The organism is Metabacillus sp. cB07, from assembly GCF_016839225.1.
GTDB lineage: Bacteria > Bacillota > Bacilli > Bacillales > Bacillaceae > Bacillus_P > Bacillus_P indicus.
On record NZ_CP069296.1, the window covers coordinates 1,986,745 to 2,003,377 of the forward strand.

Sequence of the window (16,633 nt, forward strand, 5' to 3'; positions counted from 1 at the left end):
GGCTGCAAAACAGGCAAATAAAAAAACTTTGCCTGTAAAAGCAAAGTTTTTAGTGTATGTTTCTATAAACTCCAACAACTTTTCCCAGGATGACAACATGTCTGAGAATAATCGGTTCAAGTGTAGAGTTTTCCGGCTGAAGGCGCACGTAATCTTTCTCTTTGAAAAAACGTTTGACAGTTGCCTCATCATCCTCTGTCATGGCAACAACGATATCCCCGTTGTTTGCAGTGTTCTGCTGTTTGACAATAACCATGTCCCCGTCAAGAATACCGGCTTCAATCATACTGTCTCCCATAATCTCGAGCATGAAGATCTGATCATCGGATGCGGCGAACGTATCTGGAAGAGGAAAATATTCCTCGACGTTTTCAATGGCTGTGATCGGGGAACCGGCTGTTACTTTCCCGATTACAGGAACGTTAATCACGCTTGAACGCGGAATCATCGCTGTCTCATCTTCTAATATTTCGATCGCTCTCGGCTTTGTCGGATCCCGTCTGATCAGCCCTTTGCTTTCAAGCCTGGCAAGATGGCCGTGCACAGTTGAGCTCGAAGCAAGGCCCACTGCTTCGCCGATCTCACGGACTGATGGCGGATATCCTTTCTTTTGTACTTCAAGCTTAATAAAAGTGAGGATATCCTGCTGCCTCTTTGAAAGTTTTGTCATTTTATCCACCTCGCGTCCTGTAATTTATGTTGATTATAGCATGTTTTTCCTGCATATACAAACATAAGTTCGAAAAACGGCGTTGACAGAAACGTTTGTTCGCATTATACTGAAAGTATCAAATATACGAACAAACATTCTATTAAGGTGGGGATTGAGTTGAAAGGTTCATTATCTTACGTTATTTCTTTCTTTGCAGTTGTCATTGTAGCTGTCTTTGCATTATCATACACAGGAGAAAAAGAAAGCCTTGATCATTATGTATCCATTGAAATAGCAGAAGGTGACAGTATATGGAGCCTTGCAGATCAATATGAAGAGCATCACCGCATGTCCAAAACCGATTTCGTTGAATGGGTTCAGGATAAAAACGGACTGCCGACAGCTGTGATCAAGTCAGGAGATTCTGTGGTTCTTCCTATTGATAAACAAACCTACCATGACGGGACACAGCTTGCATCAAGAAAATAGGGAAGTGAGAACACTGAACGCAATCATCTACTGCAGAGTCAGCACTAGAAAAGAAGAACAAGAGACATCACTCGCCCGGCAAAAAGAAGAACTTTTGGCCCTTTCAGCAGCACATGGCATGAATGTGGAAAAGATTATTGAGGAACAGGCGAGCGGATATGAGGTTGAAAGAGAAGGTATTTTTGAAATATTTGACTGTATAAAGGAACAGAAAATTGAGGCCATTGTTATTCAGGATGAGACAAGACTGGGGAGAGGGAACGCCCGGATCGCCCTTATTCATTTTTTCGCAAAAGAAGGCATTACGATCTATACGGCCACGCAGAATGGAAAGCTTTTTTTGTCTGAAGCCGATTCCATGGTTCTGGAAATTGTAAGCATTGTTGAAGAATATCAGCGGAAAATCCATAATCTGAAAATCAAAAGAGGTATGCAGAGAGCGGTTGAAAAAGGGTATAAACCTCAGAGGAATCTTACTAACAGAGATAAAGGGAGCGGCAGAGAGAAAAAGGAAGTGCCTGTCAGCGAGATTATCAGGCTTAAACAGAATAAACTGACATTCTCAGAGATTGCGGCTACCTTAAGAGGTTTTGGATACGAGGTTTCTAAAGCGACAGTACATAGAAGATATCAGGAGCACATGAAAGAGGAACAGGTCTAATCTGTTGTTTTTTGCCCCCATATCTAGTACGATATGATAGTAAATCTGTATTAGGTAAAGGAGCTGCAGTCATGCTGCCAAAAGAAAAGATGGCAAGAATCAACACCTTGTCCAGAAAATCAAAAACGTCCGGTCTTTCTCCGGAAGAAAAACAGGAACAGCAATCACTCAGACAGGAATATCTTAAGGCATTCCGGGGTTCTATGAAAAATACATTAAAAGGCGTTACAGTCCTGGATCCAAACGGGAACGATGTAACACCTGAAAAATTAAAAGAAGAACGCAGACGCGATCTGCATTAATCGCTGGAATACGTCAATTTTTGATGTATTCCTTTTCATTTTGCACATAATACATTAGAATAGGTTCTTACACTTCTCATTTTTGCATTTCCATGCGAAATGGTTGTATGAATAGGGCAGTAAAGCTATGATAAAAAAGTAGAATGTTATTTCTGAAAGGATGATCAATTAATGTCACATTCAATTCAAGACTTATCAATTGCTACCATTCGAACGCTGTCGATTGATGCGATTGAAAAAGCAAAATCAGGACATCCTGGAATGCCTATGGGGGCAGCTCCAATGGCGTATTCGCTTTGGACGCAATTTATGAATCACAATCCTAAAAATCCTGAATGGTTTAACCGCGACCGTTTTGTATTATCTGCAGGTCACGGGTCTATGCTGCTGTACAGCCTTCTTCATTTATCAGGCTATGATTTAACGATGGATGATCTTAAAGAATTCAGACAATGGGGAAGCAAAACACCGGGACACCCTGAATTCCGCCACACAGCAGGTGTAGATGCAACAACAGGTCCGCTTGGCCAGGGAATTGGGATGGCTGTCGGAATGGCTATGGCAGAACGTCATCTTGCACATACATATAACCAAGAGTCTTACCCGGTTGTCGACCACTTCACATATGCAATCTGCGGAGATGGTGACCTGATGGAAGGAATCTCTTCTGAGGCAGCTTCCCTTGCAGGGCATTTAAAGCTTGGCAAATTAGTTGTTCTTTATGATTCTAACGACATTTCTCTCGATGGAGACCTTGACCGCTCATTCTCTGAAAACGTGGAAGACCGTTTCAAAGCAATCGGCTGGCAGGTCATTCGGGTAGAAGACGGCAACAACCTTAAAGAAATTGCTAAAGCGATTGAAGCTGCTAAGCAAGATGAAACTCACCCTACTCTGATTGAAGTGAAAACGACAATCGGCTACGGATCACCGAATATGTCAGGGAAATCAGATGTTCACGGCAAGCCGCTTGGATCAGATGAAATCAAACTGACAAAAGAAGCATATGCATGGACATTCGATCAGGACTTCCACGTTCCTGACGAAGTGTATGCTCATTTCAAAGAGTCGGCAGAACAGTTCGGTTCGAAAAAAGAACAAGAATGGAACGCTCTTTTTGACAGCTATAAAAAAGAATTCCCTGATCTTGCAAAAGCTCTTGAGGCAGGAATTAAGGGCGAGCTTCCTGAAAACTGGGATTCCGAAGTGCCTGTATATGAAGACGGCAAAGCACTTGCTTCACGTGCTTCTTCCGGTGAAGTGTTAAATGGCCTTGCGAAAAATGTTCCATACATTTTCGGAGGATCAGCTGACCTTGCAGGTTCAAACAATACTTCTATTAAGGGAGCAGCAGATTTCACAGCTGAGGACTACAGCGGACGCAACATCTGGTTCGGTGTCCGTGAATTCGCAATGGGTGCTGCACTAAACGGCATGGCGCTGCATGGCGGTCTTCGCGTTTACGGCGGAACGTTCTTTGTATTCTCTGACTACCTGCGTCCGGCAATTCGTCTTGCTGCTTTAATGGGTCTGCCGGTAACATATGTATTCACTCATGACAGTATTGCTGTAGGAGAAGACGGCCCTACTCATGAGCCGATTGAACAGCTTCCTGCCTTGCGTGCAATGCCGAACCTGTCTGTTATCCGTCCGGCAGACGGCAATGAGACTGCTGCTGCATGGAGACTTGCGCTTCAATCTGAAACGGCACCGACAGCACTTGTTCTTACCCGTCAGAATCTAAAAACGATCAAAGGTACGTCTGAAACGGCATATGAAGGAGTTTCCAAAGGAGCTTATACAATTTCTCCTAGCAAAAAGGAAACAGCTGACGCACTTCTTTTAGCATCAGGTTCTGAAGTGGGACTTGCTATCGAAGCGCAGGATGCTCTTCAAAAAGAAGGCATTGATGTTGCGGTTGTAAGCATGCCGTCATGGAACCGTTTCGAAAGCCAGTCAAAAGAGTACCGCGCTTCCGTTCTTCCAAAAACAGTGAAGAAGCGTCTGGCTATTGAGATGGCAGCACCTCTTGGCTGGGAGCGATATACTGGAGATGAGGGTGACATTCTTGGCATCAGCCAGTTTGGAGCCTCAGCACCAGGTGAAAGAATTATGAAAGAGTTTGGCTTTACAGTCGAGAATGTAACAGCACGAGTAAAGGCACTATTAGAAAAATAAGCCTTACTGGAGAGAACGAATTACTTCGTTCTCTCTTTTTCGACAAAAAAAGTGAAGTTTTGCCTTTCATTTAGACAAATTTCTTCCTCAACTTTCCAGTATAATAATGGGTAACCGTCATACGGAAGGGTGAAAGCATGAGACACTACACTGTCTATTTAATAGAGGAAGAGTTTGCGAATCACTTTTTTGGCCGTGAAGTAAAGCTTTTTCAGCTTTTTCAGGAATTTATGCGGACAAGCCCTAAACAGCCTGAGTTTATTCACCTGAAAAAACAAATTACTTATATTACGAGACAAATTCCGAAAGACTATATAGATGACATGATCAGCAGCAGCTTGAACGGAAGATACAACTATGCATATTCACAAAACCGCCATCATATTGAAAGTGAATCCATGCAGGGAGGAGCCATCCTTGAAACGGGTGACAGATCGGTTACAGTCACTTCAGAAGGAAGCTTTGATATGGAAGCGATTTTCTTTGAAGTTCTCAGAAAGGCGGATTCATGCTTTTTAGCGATGGATTTTGAAGAAAAGCGGCACGGATGGCTAAAACCGATAAAAGAAAGAAAATTTGTCTAAAAAGGCAGAAATTATAGAGTATATGTTGTATAATATCCTATGGTTTAGTACACTGTAAAATAGACAACATGAAGGAGGAAATACGATGGATCTGTGGGTAGTCATTCTAGTAGGCGTTCTGGCTTTACTTGCCGGAGTAGCACTAGGATTTTTCATTGCTCGCCAGTATATGATGAGTTATTTAAAGAAAAATCCGCCAATTAACGAGCAAATGTTAAAAATGATGATGATGCAAATGGGCATGAAACCGTCCCAGAAGAAAATCAACCAAATGATGAAAATGATGAACAATCAGGCAAAATAAAAACCCGGTTACGGGATTTTAAATAAAAAAGCACGCTTTCGGAGCGTGCTTTTTTTGCGGGGATTTTTAAGTTTTAAGAATAAACACGTTTCATGGCAGAGTAGCTGTACCGGTTGTATTCATTCAGCAAGTGATCCAGTTCCTGGCTGTATTGAATGGACACGTTCGAATTGATTCCATTTTTAGTGGCTATTTCGATCATTTCCGCTCGTTTTTTTTCAATTAGTTTTAATAGTTCTTGTTTAGACACGAAAACTTGTCCTTTCTGTATGTAAGTTCTGCACGAACCTTGCTGGTAATTTCTATTATATCCTAAAATGGAAAATAATTCGAAGGGAAAATAAGGATTTTTTACTTTGATATATGACTATTATAAAGGGAAGTCCTGACCGAATAAATCCTTTTAAGCAGATGTTAAGGAATTGACATAAAACTGTCACACAGTGAAACATATGTTTTTCAGGCAGTATTTGCTAAAATATAGTGTGACTTTAAAGTTGAAAGGAGGGTTCATGGATGACCGATGTTAATGTATTCTTAGCATTTGGAGCAGGATTTCTTTCCTTTATCTCTCCTTGCTGTCTGCCTTTATATCCTGCGTTTCTGTCATACATAACAGGTGTTTCAGTCGGGGAGCTGAAGACTGAAAATGCCATGCTTCAAAAACGGAGTATGCTGCACACACTGTGCTTCCTGATTGGATTTTCCATTATCTTTATTGCTCTTGGATTTGGAAGTTCCTTTATTGCCGATTTCTTCTTTGGCTATAATGATCTGATCAGGCAGATTGGCGCCATTTTAATCATACTCTTCGGGCTTGTCATTGTTGGTGTTCTGCAGCCTGAATTTTTGATGAAAGAACGCCGGTTTGAATTGAAAAACAGACCCTCCGGGTATATCGGTTCCGTGCTTATAGGTCTTGCTTTTGCAGCAGGATGGACACCATGCACCGGACCTATTCTTACAGCTGTCTTCGGGCTTACACTGAGCAATCCAGGTTCTGCTATGCTCTATATGTTTGCCTACGTACTTGGTTTTTCCATTCCTTTCTTTATCATGGCCTTCTTTATCGGAAAGCTGGGATGGATCCGCAAGCACAGCCTGGTTATTATGAAAACGGGCGGCTGGATCATGATTATCATTGGGATCATGCTGTTTTTTAACTGGATGACAAAGATTATTATTGTGATGAGCAGGCTGTTTGGTGGGTTTACGGGATTTTAGACCTATTTTTTAGAAATTTTTGAGTCTTTTTTACTACATTTTCTTCTGAAATTTGATATAATATCTCATAGAATAGTAGATCTTGCGTTCGTCGATTTAAAAAGGAGGCGCTTGCATGGCCAGAGTGCTAATTGTTGATGATGCCAAATTCATGAGATTAACCTTATCAAAGATTCTCGCATCCAAAGGACACGAGATTGCAGGAGAAGCGGAGAATGGCGCCGAAGCAGTCAAACTTTATGAAAAGCTGAAACCGGACCTCGTTACGATGGATATTACGATGCCGGAAATGAACGGGATTGAAGCTTTGAAAGCGATAAGAGAGATGGATCCCGCTGCCAAAGTCGTTATCTGCTCTGCAATGGGCCAGCAGAAAATGGTGGTAGAGGCCATCGAAGCAGGAGCAAAGGATTTTATTACGAAGCCTTTTGATGAAACAAGAGTAAACGACGCGGTTTACCGCGTTCTGGGGTAAATTGCATGGAACGGCCATCTTTTGTGTAAAGAGATGGTTTTTTATTTGCTTCAGTAGTATATTATAGTAGTAACCATTTTAAAAAGGATTGATCACATTGGTCATTTTCTCAACAATTGCTGCTGTTATCATGGCTCTAGGCGTCATGATGATCCGCATGAGAGCTTCTAAGAAACCCGCAAGTGCCAGAAAGATTATCCTGCCGCCGATTTTTATGAGCACGGGAGCGTTAATGTTTCTTCACCCGATGTTCAGAGTGACGCCGCTTGAATTCCTGGAAGCGATCACACTGGGGTTCTTTTTCTCCATCTTTCTTATTAAAACATCAAATTTTGAAGTCAAGGAAGATAAAATCTACCTGAAGCGTTCAAAAGCCTTTGCATTCATTTTAATTGGGCTTCTCCTTATCAGGATTGCACTTAAATTTTATTTGAGCAACAGCATTGATGTCGGAGAATTGAGCGGCATGTTCTGGATTCTTGCATTCGGAATGATTGTTCCGTGGCGAATCGCCATGTATCTGTCTTTCAGAAAGCTTGAAAATCAGCTGCCTCCATCGAATATTCAGGCCACATAAAAACCCGCCGGGCTCAAGAGATTTGAGCCAGCGGGTTTTTTAAAATAGTGCCCGGTAAGGGGTATGATCAATATCTTTCTCTTTAAGACGCTTTAAAAGAAACTTATGGTCGCGCTTTGGAGTAGCTGTTATATATCCGCGAATCACAAGATCCTGTGTAATAGATCCCGCTTTTTCCTGAAGTGCCAGCTGGCCGATTTTGCCGGCAATTTTTGCCCGGGCAACATCCCTGAAAAGCTCAGGAACCGGTTCGACCAGATCCTCAAGCAGCTGTTTTTGGCTTGTATTCCATAAGTGCCTCGTCTGTTCAATATAATACGCTTCCCAATCAAGATCTGATTTTCCGTCTTCTTTAGGCAAGCGCTTTAAAAATTTCCGGAACATGAAAAACCCGCCTATTGCGAGCATGCCTGAAAGAAAAACGACCCAAAACAGTATGAACCATAGAAACCAGCCGTCAAGCATAGTTGTAACCCCCGTCCGTCAATGAATCTGCTATTATTATACACCAGGGGAAATTAGTTGAAAAGGCTGTCTCAGCTGGAATGGACCTGCTTTGAAAGCTCAAGCAGGGATTTTTTGACGGCTGTCAGTTTATTGCGGTCTTTGCCGGTTGACTGGTGGCCCAGCAGTTCGGCATGAGCGATGTAAACAGAGCGTTTATAAGACAAATCGACCCTGATCGTTCCACAATTTGTCGGCAAATACAGAATTTCATACAATAATGTCATAAACGCTCCTCCTAGAAATGGCGTTTTCTTTTTATTATATGATTAAATCAGCCTATAAAAAAGAATTATTTTCATATTTTTGTAAAAATTTGTAGCTTAATTCGGGTATTTTGACATAAAAGAAAAGACTTCCTGTCAGCAGGATGTCTTTTTTTGAGAGAAAACGGATGTAAATTTATTTCTCGAGTGCCTGATTATATAAATTCCGGAGTACAAACGTTTTGTACATTTTCAGTTTTCTTCTTTCAATCGGGTGCCTGGTCATTCCCATTTCCCTGAGTGCTTTCACATACCATCCTTTGGAGCCATAATAGGCCATAAGCATACCCCTTTAGTCTTTTAGAAAAAAATATGTTTTGCCATCGATTTTCAGAACGGCAGTGACATAAAAAGAAACATTTAAGCCCTGTCAACATACGCTGAAAAATAGGGGGTTTCTAATATGGAAAAGTACTATTGCACAAACTGCATGCTGCTCCTGGAACAAAACAAAATGTGTCCTAGGTGCGGAAATCAGCTGATCAAGAAAATAGAAATCAATGTCCAGGCTCAAAGCACCAAACCTTCAAAAAAACAATCTGAATTGTAAACGCGGCATCTGTTCGGATGCCGTTTCATTTTCCTCTGACGGCTGTTCGGAATCCTGAACGGTTTTGCTCGCTTCATTTGAAGACATGCGGATACAATTGCCGAAATTGACTGTGCCGCCTGTAATTTCATTGATCACAAGGTTTTTAATATAGACTCCCACTGCATACACGCTCCTTCTTCCTTATACATATGCCTGACAAGAAGGACTTGTCTGAGCAGAAACCTATAAAATGACACTTTCTGCGCAGATTTTGGCGGAAAAAATAAAAAAGCAAGCTGTGCTTGCTTTAAAGAGCAAATTGAACCGGAATATATGAGCTTTTCCGTGAGCAGCTTCCTTCTTTAAAAATTTTCACTTCAAGAATATCATTTGAGAACACAGCCTCAATCTTTTTTTTCTCAAGTGAAAAAGGAAGAAGGATGGATCTCTCCAGCTGATCTGATTCTGTCGTCTGCCGGGCAGTCTGTGCGGTGATAATGAGCGTTTCACGGTTTGCTCTAATCTGTATATCTTCCGGTTTTACATCTGCGAACTCTGCCTCAACAATGTATTCCTCGCTTGTTTCAAACAAATCCACCCGGAAGGATCTGCAATCAAGGAGGGCAGAGAACGGGTCTGTGAAAAACTGGTTCATCCAGTCTTCAATACAGCTCAGATCAGATGGTTTTGAACGCTTTTTTTTGTCCATCTCATGTTGACCTCCAAAAACCATGCTACTTTCATTTTATTCAGCTCATTATCAGGACGTGAATAGAAGACAGATTGTGCAGAAATGCTGTGAAGCTGACATGCGGAAGGCTGTGCAACAGTTGATTGCGGGGCTCTTTCTATAGTTCAGTTTATTTCCTGCTGATTGTGTTCATGCCTGGCATAAAAAGAAAAATTGCACAAATGGAAAGGGCATTTGTGCAAGTTAAAAGTGGCTGTATTTGGTGGCAGGGGGAGGGGATGATTGTGTTTTGCATCCAGCTTCAGGGGTACCATCGGCTATAGCAAAAGCGCCTATACCGCTTTATTAGTGCCCTGTATTTTGGACCAGCGGATTTATAGGGCAGCATTCCACTTTTTTGGTGCTCTGTATTTTGGAACGTTGAATTTATAGGGTAGCATTCCACTTTTTTGTTGCTCTGTATTTTGGAACGCCGAATTTGTAGGGTAGCATTTTACCTTTTTGTTGCCCTGTATTTTGGACCGGCTGATTTATAGGGCAGCATTTCGCCTTTTTGATGCCCTGTATTTTGGACAAGCAGATTTATAGGGCAGCATTTCACCGTTTTGGTGCCCTGTATTTTGGACAAGCGGGTTTATAGGGCAGCATTTCACCGTTTTGGTGCCCTGTATTTTGGACAAGCGGGTTTATAGGACAACATTTCACCGTTTTAGTGCCCTGTATTTTAAACCAGCTGATTTATAGGTCAGCATTTTCCTTATTGAATCCCTGAGCTATAAACGCTTCCGCTTTTCGGTATTGTCCAGCTCCGCCTCCTAGTCCTTCCGTCAGAACAAAATCCCCGAAAAAGTCAAACCCGGACTTTTTCGGGGATTTCTTTTCTGCCTGTCAGGCCTGAACAGTCGGCTCCGCTTTTCTAGTTACATATCATGATGCGAATGATTTTTCTGTCTTGTATGGTTACGGTTTTTTACTTTTTTTGATCCGTCGAGCGGTTCGGGCTGGCCGGGGTTGTTTCCTTTTGGTGCGTTTTTGTGCATGTCTTTGCTGTTGTTTTTGTTTGTCATAGGTGTCACCTTCCTTTACCTTTATCTTGGTGCAAAGGGTGCTCGTTCATGCAAAAGAGAGGCTGTATAATATGACCATTGAAAAACCAAAATAAAGACAGATTCAGCCACTTTAAGGAGGAAAGATCATGCCTTATCATAAAAATAAACAGCAGGCATTTCAGGCCGCACAGCAGGGGACTGCTCAGGCAGAAAATATGTACCAGCAGCTTTCAGCAGAAACACCGGATTACGGGATTCAGCTCAGTCATCTGAAAGAAGAGATCAACGAAGCTTATGAACAGATCAACAATGCGCTTGAAGTTGCATCAGAAACGCAAAGGGAAACACTGGAGCAATACAGAAGAGATTTGTCAAAGATTGTTGCTGAAGTAAATATTGAAGAACAATAAACAAAAACGACGGGAGATCCGTCGTTTTTTGTTTTATTGATTTGTCTTGCGCTTCTTATTATTCTGCTTCTGGGCTGCTGATAGAGGCTCATTTGAAAATTCTTCGTTGTATCCTGCGCCTTTTCCCTGAGCAGAAGCTGCATTCATGCCTTCATTCGCATGGTTTGCCTTGCGTTTGGCCATAACTGTCACCCCCATGCTGATAGTGTTTGTTTTCTGTCGAAATTGATGTGCGCGGTTACAATTCTTTCTATTGAAAAAGGTCTGAAGTTTACAACTATAAGAACTACTTATGTACTTTGATAACAGCATTGTTATTTACTTATGTTAAAACATGTATTAAGATGAACATGTGCGAAGTAATTGGTGGGAGAGACCGAGGTTTCGACACAAACGTCGATTTTGATTTAAAAGGGGAGAAAACATATGACGAAACAAGAGCAATTAGCACATCACGATGTTTTCCAAGCGCGTAAAAGCTTTACAGTAGGCGGAAAAACATACAACTATTATTCATTAAAAGCATTAGAAGATGCAGGGATCGGCAATGTTTCCAAACTGCCGTATTCCATTAAAGTTCTGCTTGAATCTGTTTTGAGACAGGTAGATGGAAGAGTTATTACAAAAGAGCACGTTGAAAACCTTGCAAAATGGGGCACAGCTGAGCAAAAAGAACTTGATGTGCCATTTAAGCCATCACGCGTCATCCTTCAGGATTTTACGGGCGTTCCTGCCGTTGTTGACTTGGCATCCCTTAGAAAAGCAATGGCTGACATTGGGGGAAATCCTGATGTAATCAATCCAGAGATTCCGGTTGATCTTGTCATTGACCACTCTGTTCAGGTTGATAAAGCCGGTACAATGGACTCTCTGCAATTTAACATGGAGCTTGAGTTCGAGCGCAACGCAGAACGCTACAAATTTTTAAGCTGGGCTAAGAAAGCGTTTAACAACTACCGTGCGGTTCCTCCTGCAACAGGGATCGTTCATCAGGTAAACCTTGAGTACCTTGCAAATGTCGTTCACGCAGTAGAAGGTGCAGACGGCACATTTGAAACATATCCGGATTCACTTGTAGGAACAGACTCCCATACAACAATGATCAACGGCATCGGTGTTCTTGGATGGGGTGTCGGCGGAATTGAAGCTGAGGCAGGCATGCTTGGCCAGCCTTCATATTTCCCGGTTCCTGAAGTCATTGGCGTTAAACTTACAGGTAAAATGCCAAACGGAACAACAGCTACAGACCTTGCACTGAAAGTGACTCAGGTCCTTCGCCAAAAAGGCGTAGTAGGCAAATTTGTGGAATTCTTCGGACCTGGCGTACCGCAGCTTCCGCTTGCAGACCGTGCGACAATTGCCAACATGGCACCAGAGTATGGCGCAACATGCGGATTCTTCCCGGTTGACGGCGAATCCCTTGAATATATGAAGCTTACTGGCCGCGACAGCGAGCTTGTTGATATGGTTGAGGCATACTGCAAAGAGAACGAACTTTTCTTCTCGCCTGATGTGGAGCCTACGTACACTTCTGTTGTAGAAATTGACCTTGCAGAAATCGAGCCGAATCTTTCAGGACCTAAACGTCCTCAAGATTTAATTCCTCTTTCTGCTATGCAAAAATCGTTCCAGACAGCTCTTGCTGCACCTGCTGGAAATCAGGGCTTCGGTCTTGAAGCTGCAGAAGCAGGAAAAGAGATCTCTGTTACGCTTGCAAACGGCGAAGTAACAAATATGAAGACCGGCGCGATTGCGATTGCGGCCATTACAAGCTGTACAAACACATCGAATCCTTATGTTCTTGTAGGTGCAGGTCTTGTAGCGAAAAAAGCGATTGAAAAAGGAATGAAGGTGCCGGCTTACGTAAAAACTTCTTTAGCTCCAGGCTCTAAAGTAGTTACAGGCTACCTTGAAAATTCCGGCCTTCTTCCATATATGAATCAATTAGGCTTCAACGTTGTAGGATACGGCTGTACGACTTGTATCGGAAACTCAGGTCCGCTTGCTGATGAAATTGAAAAAGCGGTTGCTGAAAACGATCTTCTTGTTACATCCGTTCTTTCCGGAAACCGTAACTTTGAAGGACGCATCCATCCACTGGTAAAAGGAAACTATCTTGCTTCTCCGCCGCTTGTTGTGGCATATGCACTTGCAGGCACGGTGAACATTGACCTTAAAAATGATTCACTTGGAAAAGACAAAGACGGAAATGATGTCTTCTTCGATGACATCTGGCCTTCTATGGATGAAATTAATGAAATCGTTAAGCAAACAGTTACTCCTGAGCTGTTCAGACAGGAATATGGCCGTGTGTTTGACGACAATGAGCGCTGGAATGCGATTCAGACGACAGATGAGGCTCTTTACAAGTGGGATCAGGATTCTACTTACATTCAGAACCCTCCATTTTTCGAGAACCTGAATCCGGAGCCGGGTCTTGTTGAACCGCTCAGAAATCTCCGAGTTGTAGCTAAGTTTGGAGACTCTGTGACAACAGACCACATTTCACCAGCCGGTTCAATCGGAAAAGACACGCCGGCAGGCCGTTACCTGCAGGAAAAAGGCGTAAGCCCTAGAGAGTTTAACTCATACGGTTCACGCCGCGGTAATCATGAAGTGATGATGCGCGGTACGTTTGCCAATATCCGCATTAAAAACCAAGTAGCACCTGGAACAGAAGGCGGATACACAACGTACTGGCCAACTGGTGAAGTAACTTCCATTTTCGATGCATGCATGAAGTACAAACAAGACGGTACAGGGCTTGTAGTTCTTGCAGGCAAAGATTACGGAATGGGAAGCTCACGCGACTGGGCTGCTAAAGGAACGAACCTTCTTGGCATTAAAACAGTTATTGCTGAAAGCTTCGAGCGCATTCACAGAAGCAACCTTGTATTCATGGGCGTTCTGCCGCTTCAGTTTAAACAAGGCGAAAATGCTGAAGTGCTTGGTTTGACTGGAACTGAATCAATCGAAGTGCTGATTGACGAAACGGTTAAGCCGCGCGACCATGTGAAAGTGAGAGCGACTGATTCAGAAGGCAATGTAAAAGAATTTGAAGTGCTTGTCCGCTTCGACAGCGATGTTGAAGTTGACTACTACCGCCATGGCGGAATTCTTCAAATGGTTCTTCGCGAGAAGATCAAAGGCTGATTATAAAAGGGCGGACTTCCGCCCTTTTTTATTTTGTTCAATTCTGTTGTTCTTTTCAAAAAGAGATGATTTAATGAAAAAGAGACTTGTCCATTTGGGGACAGCATATACATAAACAGACAAGCATGCATCAAGGGGGAAAAACGGTGAAGAGAATACTTGCCATAGGACTGCTCGTGTTTTTGGCAGGCTATGCCGTCTGGTTTGCCATCCTTCCGAAAGAACCTGAAGAAGGACTTGAAATAGGCAACAAACCGCCGGAATTTGAAATGGAAACACTTAGTGGAGAGACCGTCACGCTCGATGATGTGAAAGGGAAAAAAGTGATGGTGAATTTCTGGGCGACTTGGTGTCCGCCATGCGAAGCAGAAATGCCCGAAATGCAAAAGCTTCAGGATGAATATCAGGACGATCTGGTTGTACTTGCAGTAAATATGACGAATGCTGAGAAAAGCCGTAAAGATGTGGAAGAATTTATCGCAGAACGAAATTTAACGTTTCCTGTAACTCTTGATAAAGATGGCCGTGTAAGTATTCAATATGAGGTCTATTCGTATCCGACCACTTATTTTCTAGATGAGGAAGGCAGCATTCTGAATATATCAAGAGGAGCGATGACAAAGGAAACGATGGAAAAGCTTTTGGAACTGTAGGGACTGTTCATAATGAACAGTCTTTTTTTATTTTTTAAAATATTCAGGATTAATTTACAGATTATTGGAAATAATGGGTGTAATACATATGGAGGTGTACTGCATGAGAAAAATGAAAAAAATGACGTTTGAAGAGTTAGTGCTCGAAAATAAAAAAGAGCTCATGAAAGATCAGGAAGCTCTTGATAAGCTTGAGGAAAGAGTCGAGCAGCGTCTGCTTGACAAGCTCAGCTAAATCCAACACTTGGCTGTCATGTTCGCTTTCTCTCTGGAGAAGATAATGGAGAGGAGGCGAGTGACCATGACAAATTCAAATGACAAACAAAGCCACTTTACCCCAAACCATATCGGAACAAAATCAAGAGGCTTTGGCGGGAATAAGGGAAAACAAATGCAGAATAAATCGAATGAACATGCTCAGGTTATGCAGACTAAAGGAGAATAATTTAGTTATCATAATTTTATTATGTTAACTAATTGCTCCATATTCCATCATCTTAGAAAAGGAAGTGTTCATATGGCCTATAAAGCAAATCCGGATGATCGTTCTGATAACGTAGAAAAATTGCAGGACATGATTCAAAATACAATGGAAAACATCGATAAATCGCAGGACAGCCTTCAATTTTCAAATGAAGAGGAACGTGCGCGCATTGAAGCGAAAAATGAGCGCAGAGAAGAGAGCATACAGGCTTTCCGTTCTGAAATTAAAGATGAAGCTTCTGCGCGCGAAAACGGTTATAAGTAAACCTGCATGAGACGGCTCTGTGCCGTCTCTATTTTTGTGCGGAAAAAAGGCTTATGGTATGATAATGGGTATTCATGGTGTGATTAGGAGAGGAACTAGATGCTTGTTTCAAAAAAAGAAATAGAAGTCAGATATGCAGAAACAGATCAGATGGGCGTTGTGTATCATGCCAATTATCTGATCTGGATGGAAGTAGGAAGAACAAAATTGATTCAGGACCTTGGCTTTTCCTATGCTGAAATGGAAAAAGAGGGCGTTATTTCACCTGTTGTCGACCTGCAGGTCCGCTATAAAAAGCCGCTAACATATGGAGATACCGTAACGGTCCATACTTGGATTGAAGAGTATAACGGATTTAAAGTAGCCTATGGCTACGAAATGTACACTCCCCAGGGGGAGCTTGCTCTTCAGGCTGTATCCAATCATGTATGTGTAAAAAAGGATACATTTAAACCCATTCAGATCAGAAAAGCTTATCCTGAATGGCATAAAGCATATGAAAAAGCGAAAAAGCAGGCATAACCGTGGCATTCGGGATAAATCGGCGCGAACTCAACGAGTGGAAATCGCAAGTGGAAAAAGGTGAAGTCGCCTTTCTTACTCATTTCTGGATAGATCCTCGCTTCAGGAACTCACATGCTGTCACAAAAGCAGGATGTTCTGATGTGGGCAAACTGATCAGGTGGGGAGAAAGTTACGGTTTGAAAAAAGAGTGGATTCATGACTACAAAAACCTGCCGCATTATGACCTGATGGGTGAACTGCAGATTAGAGTCCTGAAGGATCATGGGTTAAGCAGCCATATAAAAAAGTTCAATCTTGAGAAAAAACCCGCGGATCATTGATCTGCGGGTTTTTTGTAGTCAAATACAGGTTCATCTTTATCATGGTCATAATCGACAATCAGATCATTCTGATCAAAGTACCAGACATCGCTCTCCTCGATGAAAAACGTGATGCCGTTCTTCTCCGTTTTGGCTCCGGCTTCTTTCGGCGAGTCTTTGACGACACCCAGCGAAAAACCTTTTTGAATGGTGCTGCTTCCGCCATATCTCACAAAGAAGCGAAAAGAGTCCCCGCTTTCGATGTTCATTTCTTCCTGATACCATTTTACAGCTTCGTCACTCATATGTATTTTCATGAAAGCTTCACTCCTTCTCTCATACTTTACCACGAAAAAG

General features: G+C 42.3%; 27 protein-coding genes. 17 read left to right on the top strand and 10 right to left on the bottom strand.

From position 1 onward, the window contains the following. Window positions 1-49: 49 nt before the first annotated feature. A complete protein-coding gene (gene lexA / locus JOJ89_RS09945) occupies window positions 50-670 on the bottom strand; it encodes a transcriptional repressor LexA (RefSeq protein ID WP_029281135.1) in 621 nt (206 codons plus the stop codon). 159 nt (window positions 671-829) lie between these two features. Here lexA and yneA point away from each other — a divergent pair, with 159 nt between their 5' ends. From yneA to JOJ89_RS09975, 6 genes are all read left to right on the top strand, one after another. After that, a complete protein-coding gene (gene yneA / locus JOJ89_RS09950) occupies window positions 830-1,141 on the top strand; it encodes a cell division suppressor protein YneA (RefSeq protein ID WP_029281133.1) in 312 nt (103 codons plus the stop codon). Window positions 1,142-1,154: 13 nt separating this feature from the next. Next, the gene (locus JOJ89_RS09955; RefSeq protein ID WP_203290307.1) at window positions 1,155-1,802 is read left to right on the top strand and encodes a YneB family resolvase-like protein; all 648 of its coding nucleotides are present in this window, start codon (window positions 1,155-1,157) and stop codon (window positions 1,800-1,802) included. Between the two features lie 71 nt (window positions 1,803-1,873). After that, window positions 1,874-2,104 (top strand): DUF896 domain-containing protein, encoded by a 231-nt coding sequence (locus tag JOJ89_RS09960; protein ID WP_029281129.1) that lies wholly within the window; start codon window positions 1,874-1,876, stop codon window positions 2,102-2,104. Between the two features lie 171 nt (window positions 2,105-2,275). Beyond that, window positions 2,276-4,282, top strand: coding sequence for a transketolase (gene tkt / locus JOJ89_RS09965; RefSeq protein WP_203290188.1), 2,007 nt, complete (start codon window positions 2,276-2,278; stop codon window positions 4,280-4,282). Between the two features lie 137 nt (window positions 4,283-4,419). Then, on the top strand, window positions 4,420-4,866 hold the full coding sequence (gene sirA / locus JOJ89_RS09970; protein WP_203290189.1) for a sporulation inhibitor of replication protein SirA: 447 nt from the start codon (window positions 4,420-4,422) through the stop codon (window positions 4,864-4,866). An 85-nt stretch (window positions 4,867-4,951) separates the two neighbouring features. Next, a complete protein-coding gene (locus tag JOJ89_RS09975; RefSeq protein WP_029281123.1) occupies window positions 4,952-5,170 on the top strand; it encodes a YneF family protein in 219 nt (72 codons plus the stop codon). A gap of 73 nt (window positions 5,171-5,243) precedes the next feature. On the opposite strand, the gene JOJ89_RS09980 is transcribed toward JOJ89_RS09975, so the two are convergent. Then, window positions 5,244-5,420 carry an aspartyl-phosphate phosphatase Spo0E family protein gene (locus tag JOJ89_RS09980; RefSeq protein WP_081414077.1) on the bottom strand — a complete coding sequence of 59 codons (177 nt, stop codon included), beginning with the start codon at window positions 5,418-5,420 and terminating at the stop codon, window positions 5,244-5,246. A 266-nt stretch (window positions 5,421-5,686) separates the two neighbouring features. Here JOJ89_RS09980 and JOJ89_RS09985 point away from each other — a divergent pair, with 266 nt between their 5' ends. The 3 genes from JOJ89_RS09985 to JOJ89_RS09995 all read left to right on the top strand — a co-directional run bounded on the left by JOJ89_RS09985 (window position 5,687) and on the right by JOJ89_RS09995 (window position 7,446). Continuing rightward, window positions 5,687-6,394 (top strand): cytochrome c biogenesis CcdA family protein, encoded by a 708-nt coding sequence (locus JOJ89_RS09985; RefSeq protein WP_203290190.1) that lies wholly within the window; start codon window positions 5,687-5,689, stop codon window positions 6,392-6,394. Window positions 6,395-6,509: 115 nt separating this feature from the next. Continuing rightward, window positions 6,510-6,869 (top strand): response regulator, encoded by a 360-nt coding sequence (locus tag JOJ89_RS09990; protein ID WP_029281119.1) that lies wholly within the window; start codon window positions 6,510-6,512, stop codon window positions 6,867-6,869. A 97-nt stretch (window positions 6,870-6,966) separates the two neighbouring features. Then, complete coding sequence (locus tag JOJ89_RS09995) at window positions 6,967-7,446, top strand: CcdC family protein (RefSeq protein WP_029281117.1); 480 nt, start codon at window positions 6,967-6,969, stop codon at window positions 7,444-7,446. 39 nt (window positions 7,447-7,485) lie between these two features. Here JOJ89_RS09995 and JOJ89_RS10000 read toward each other — a convergent pair whose 3' ends face one another. The 6 genes from JOJ89_RS10000 to JOJ89_RS10025 all read right to left on the bottom strand — a co-directional run bounded on the left by JOJ89_RS10000 (window position 7,486) and on the right by JOJ89_RS10025 (window position 10,506). Then, complete coding sequence (locus JOJ89_RS10000) at window positions 7,486-7,911, bottom strand: DUF2621 domain-containing protein (RefSeq protein WP_203290191.1); 426 nt, start codon at window positions 7,909-7,911, stop codon at window positions 7,486-7,488. A 71-nt stretch (window positions 7,912-7,982) separates the two neighbouring features. Continuing rightward, a complete protein-coding gene (locus JOJ89_RS10005; protein WP_029565667.1) occupies window positions 7,983-8,177 on the bottom strand; it encodes a hypothetical protein in 195 nt (64 codons plus the stop codon). Between the two features lie 175 nt (window positions 8,178-8,352). Beyond that, window positions 8,353-8,496, bottom strand: coding sequence for a DUF2639 domain-containing protein (locus JOJ89_RS10010; protein ID WP_081414110.1), 144 nt, complete (start codon window positions 8,494-8,496; stop codon window positions 8,353-8,355). A 246-nt stretch (window positions 8,497-8,742) separates the two neighbouring features. Further along, entirely contained in the window at window positions 8,743-8,937 is a 195-nt protein-coding gene (locus JOJ89_RS10015) for a hypothetical protein (RefSeq protein WP_029565668.1), read from the bottom strand. 118 nt (window positions 8,938-9,055) lie between these two features. Continuing rightward, entirely contained in the window at window positions 9,056-9,457 is a 402-nt protein-coding gene (locus JOJ89_RS10020; protein ID WP_051827097.1) for an Hsp20/alpha crystallin family protein, read from the bottom strand. Between the two features lie 902 nt (window positions 9,458-10,359). After that, a complete protein-coding gene (locus JOJ89_RS10025; RefSeq protein ID WP_081414079.1) occupies window positions 10,360-10,506 on the bottom strand; it encodes a small acid-soluble spore protein P in 147 nt (48 codons plus the stop codon). Window positions 10,507-10,634: 128 nt separating this feature from the next. Between JOJ89_RS10025 and JOJ89_RS10030 the strand changes: the two genes are divergently transcribed. Continuing rightward, complete coding sequence (locus tag JOJ89_RS10030) at window positions 10,635-10,898, top strand: hypothetical protein (RefSeq protein ID WP_029281106.1); 264 nt, start codon at window positions 10,635-10,637, stop codon at window positions 10,896-10,898. 33 nt (window positions 10,899-10,931) lie between these two features. Here JOJ89_RS10030 and sspO read toward each other — a convergent pair whose 3' ends face one another. Further along, entirely contained in the window at window positions 10,932-11,081 is a 150-nt protein-coding gene (sspO, locus tag JOJ89_RS10035; protein WP_029281104.1) for a small acid-soluble spore protein SspO, read from the bottom strand. A gap of 243 nt (window positions 11,082-11,324) precedes the next feature. Between sspO and acnA the strand changes: the two genes are divergently transcribed. From acnA to JOJ89_RS10070, 7 genes are all read left to right on the top strand, one after another. Then, a complete protein-coding gene (acnA, locus tag JOJ89_RS10040) occupies window positions 11,325-14,051 on the top strand; it encodes an aconitate hydratase AcnA (RefSeq protein WP_203290192.1) in 2,727 nt (908 codons plus the stop codon). 125 nt (window positions 14,052-14,176) lie between these two features. Then, complete coding sequence (locus JOJ89_RS10045; protein WP_203290308.1) at window positions 14,177-14,704, top strand: TlpA family protein disulfide reductase; 528 nt, start codon at window positions 14,177-14,179, stop codon at window positions 14,702-14,704. A gap of 103 nt (window positions 14,705-14,807) precedes the next feature. Then, the gene (locus JOJ89_RS10050; protein WP_081870140.1) at window positions 14,808-14,939 is read left to right on the top strand and encodes an FbpB family small basic protein; all 132 of its coding nucleotides are present in this window, start codon (window positions 14,808-14,810) and stop codon (window positions 14,937-14,939) included. Between the two features lie 66 nt (window positions 14,940-15,005). Then, window positions 15,006-15,149, top strand: coding sequence for an acid-soluble spore protein N (locus tag JOJ89_RS10055; protein ID WP_029281098.1), 144 nt, complete (start codon window positions 15,006-15,008; stop codon window positions 15,147-15,149). Between the two features lie 72 nt (window positions 15,150-15,221). Beyond that, window positions 15,222-15,452, top strand: a complete 231-nt coding sequence (tlp, locus tag JOJ89_RS10060) for a small acid-soluble spore protein Tlp (RefSeq protein ID WP_029281096.1) — start codon at window positions 15,222-15,224, stop codon at window positions 15,450-15,452. A gap of 99 nt (window positions 15,453-15,551) precedes the next feature. Beyond that, window positions 15,552-15,974, top strand: coding sequence for an acyl-CoA thioesterase (locus tag JOJ89_RS10065; protein WP_029281094.1), 423 nt, complete (start codon window positions 15,552-15,554; stop codon window positions 15,972-15,974). Window positions 15,975-15,976: 2 nt separating this feature from the next. Continuing rightward, a complete protein-coding gene (locus JOJ89_RS10070; protein WP_029565670.1) occupies window positions 15,977-16,297 on the top strand; it encodes a hypothetical protein in 321 nt (106 codons plus the stop codon). On the opposite strand, the gene JOJ89_RS10075 is transcribed toward JOJ89_RS10070, so the two are convergent. Next, window positions 16,291-16,593, bottom strand: a complete 303-nt coding sequence (locus JOJ89_RS10075; RefSeq protein ID WP_029281090.1) for a HesB/YadR/YfhF family protein — start codon at window positions 16,591-16,593, stop codon at window positions 16,291-16,293. The genes JOJ89_RS10070 and JOJ89_RS10075 overlap by 7 nt on opposite strands. Window positions 16,594-16,633 lie beyond the last annotated feature (40 nt).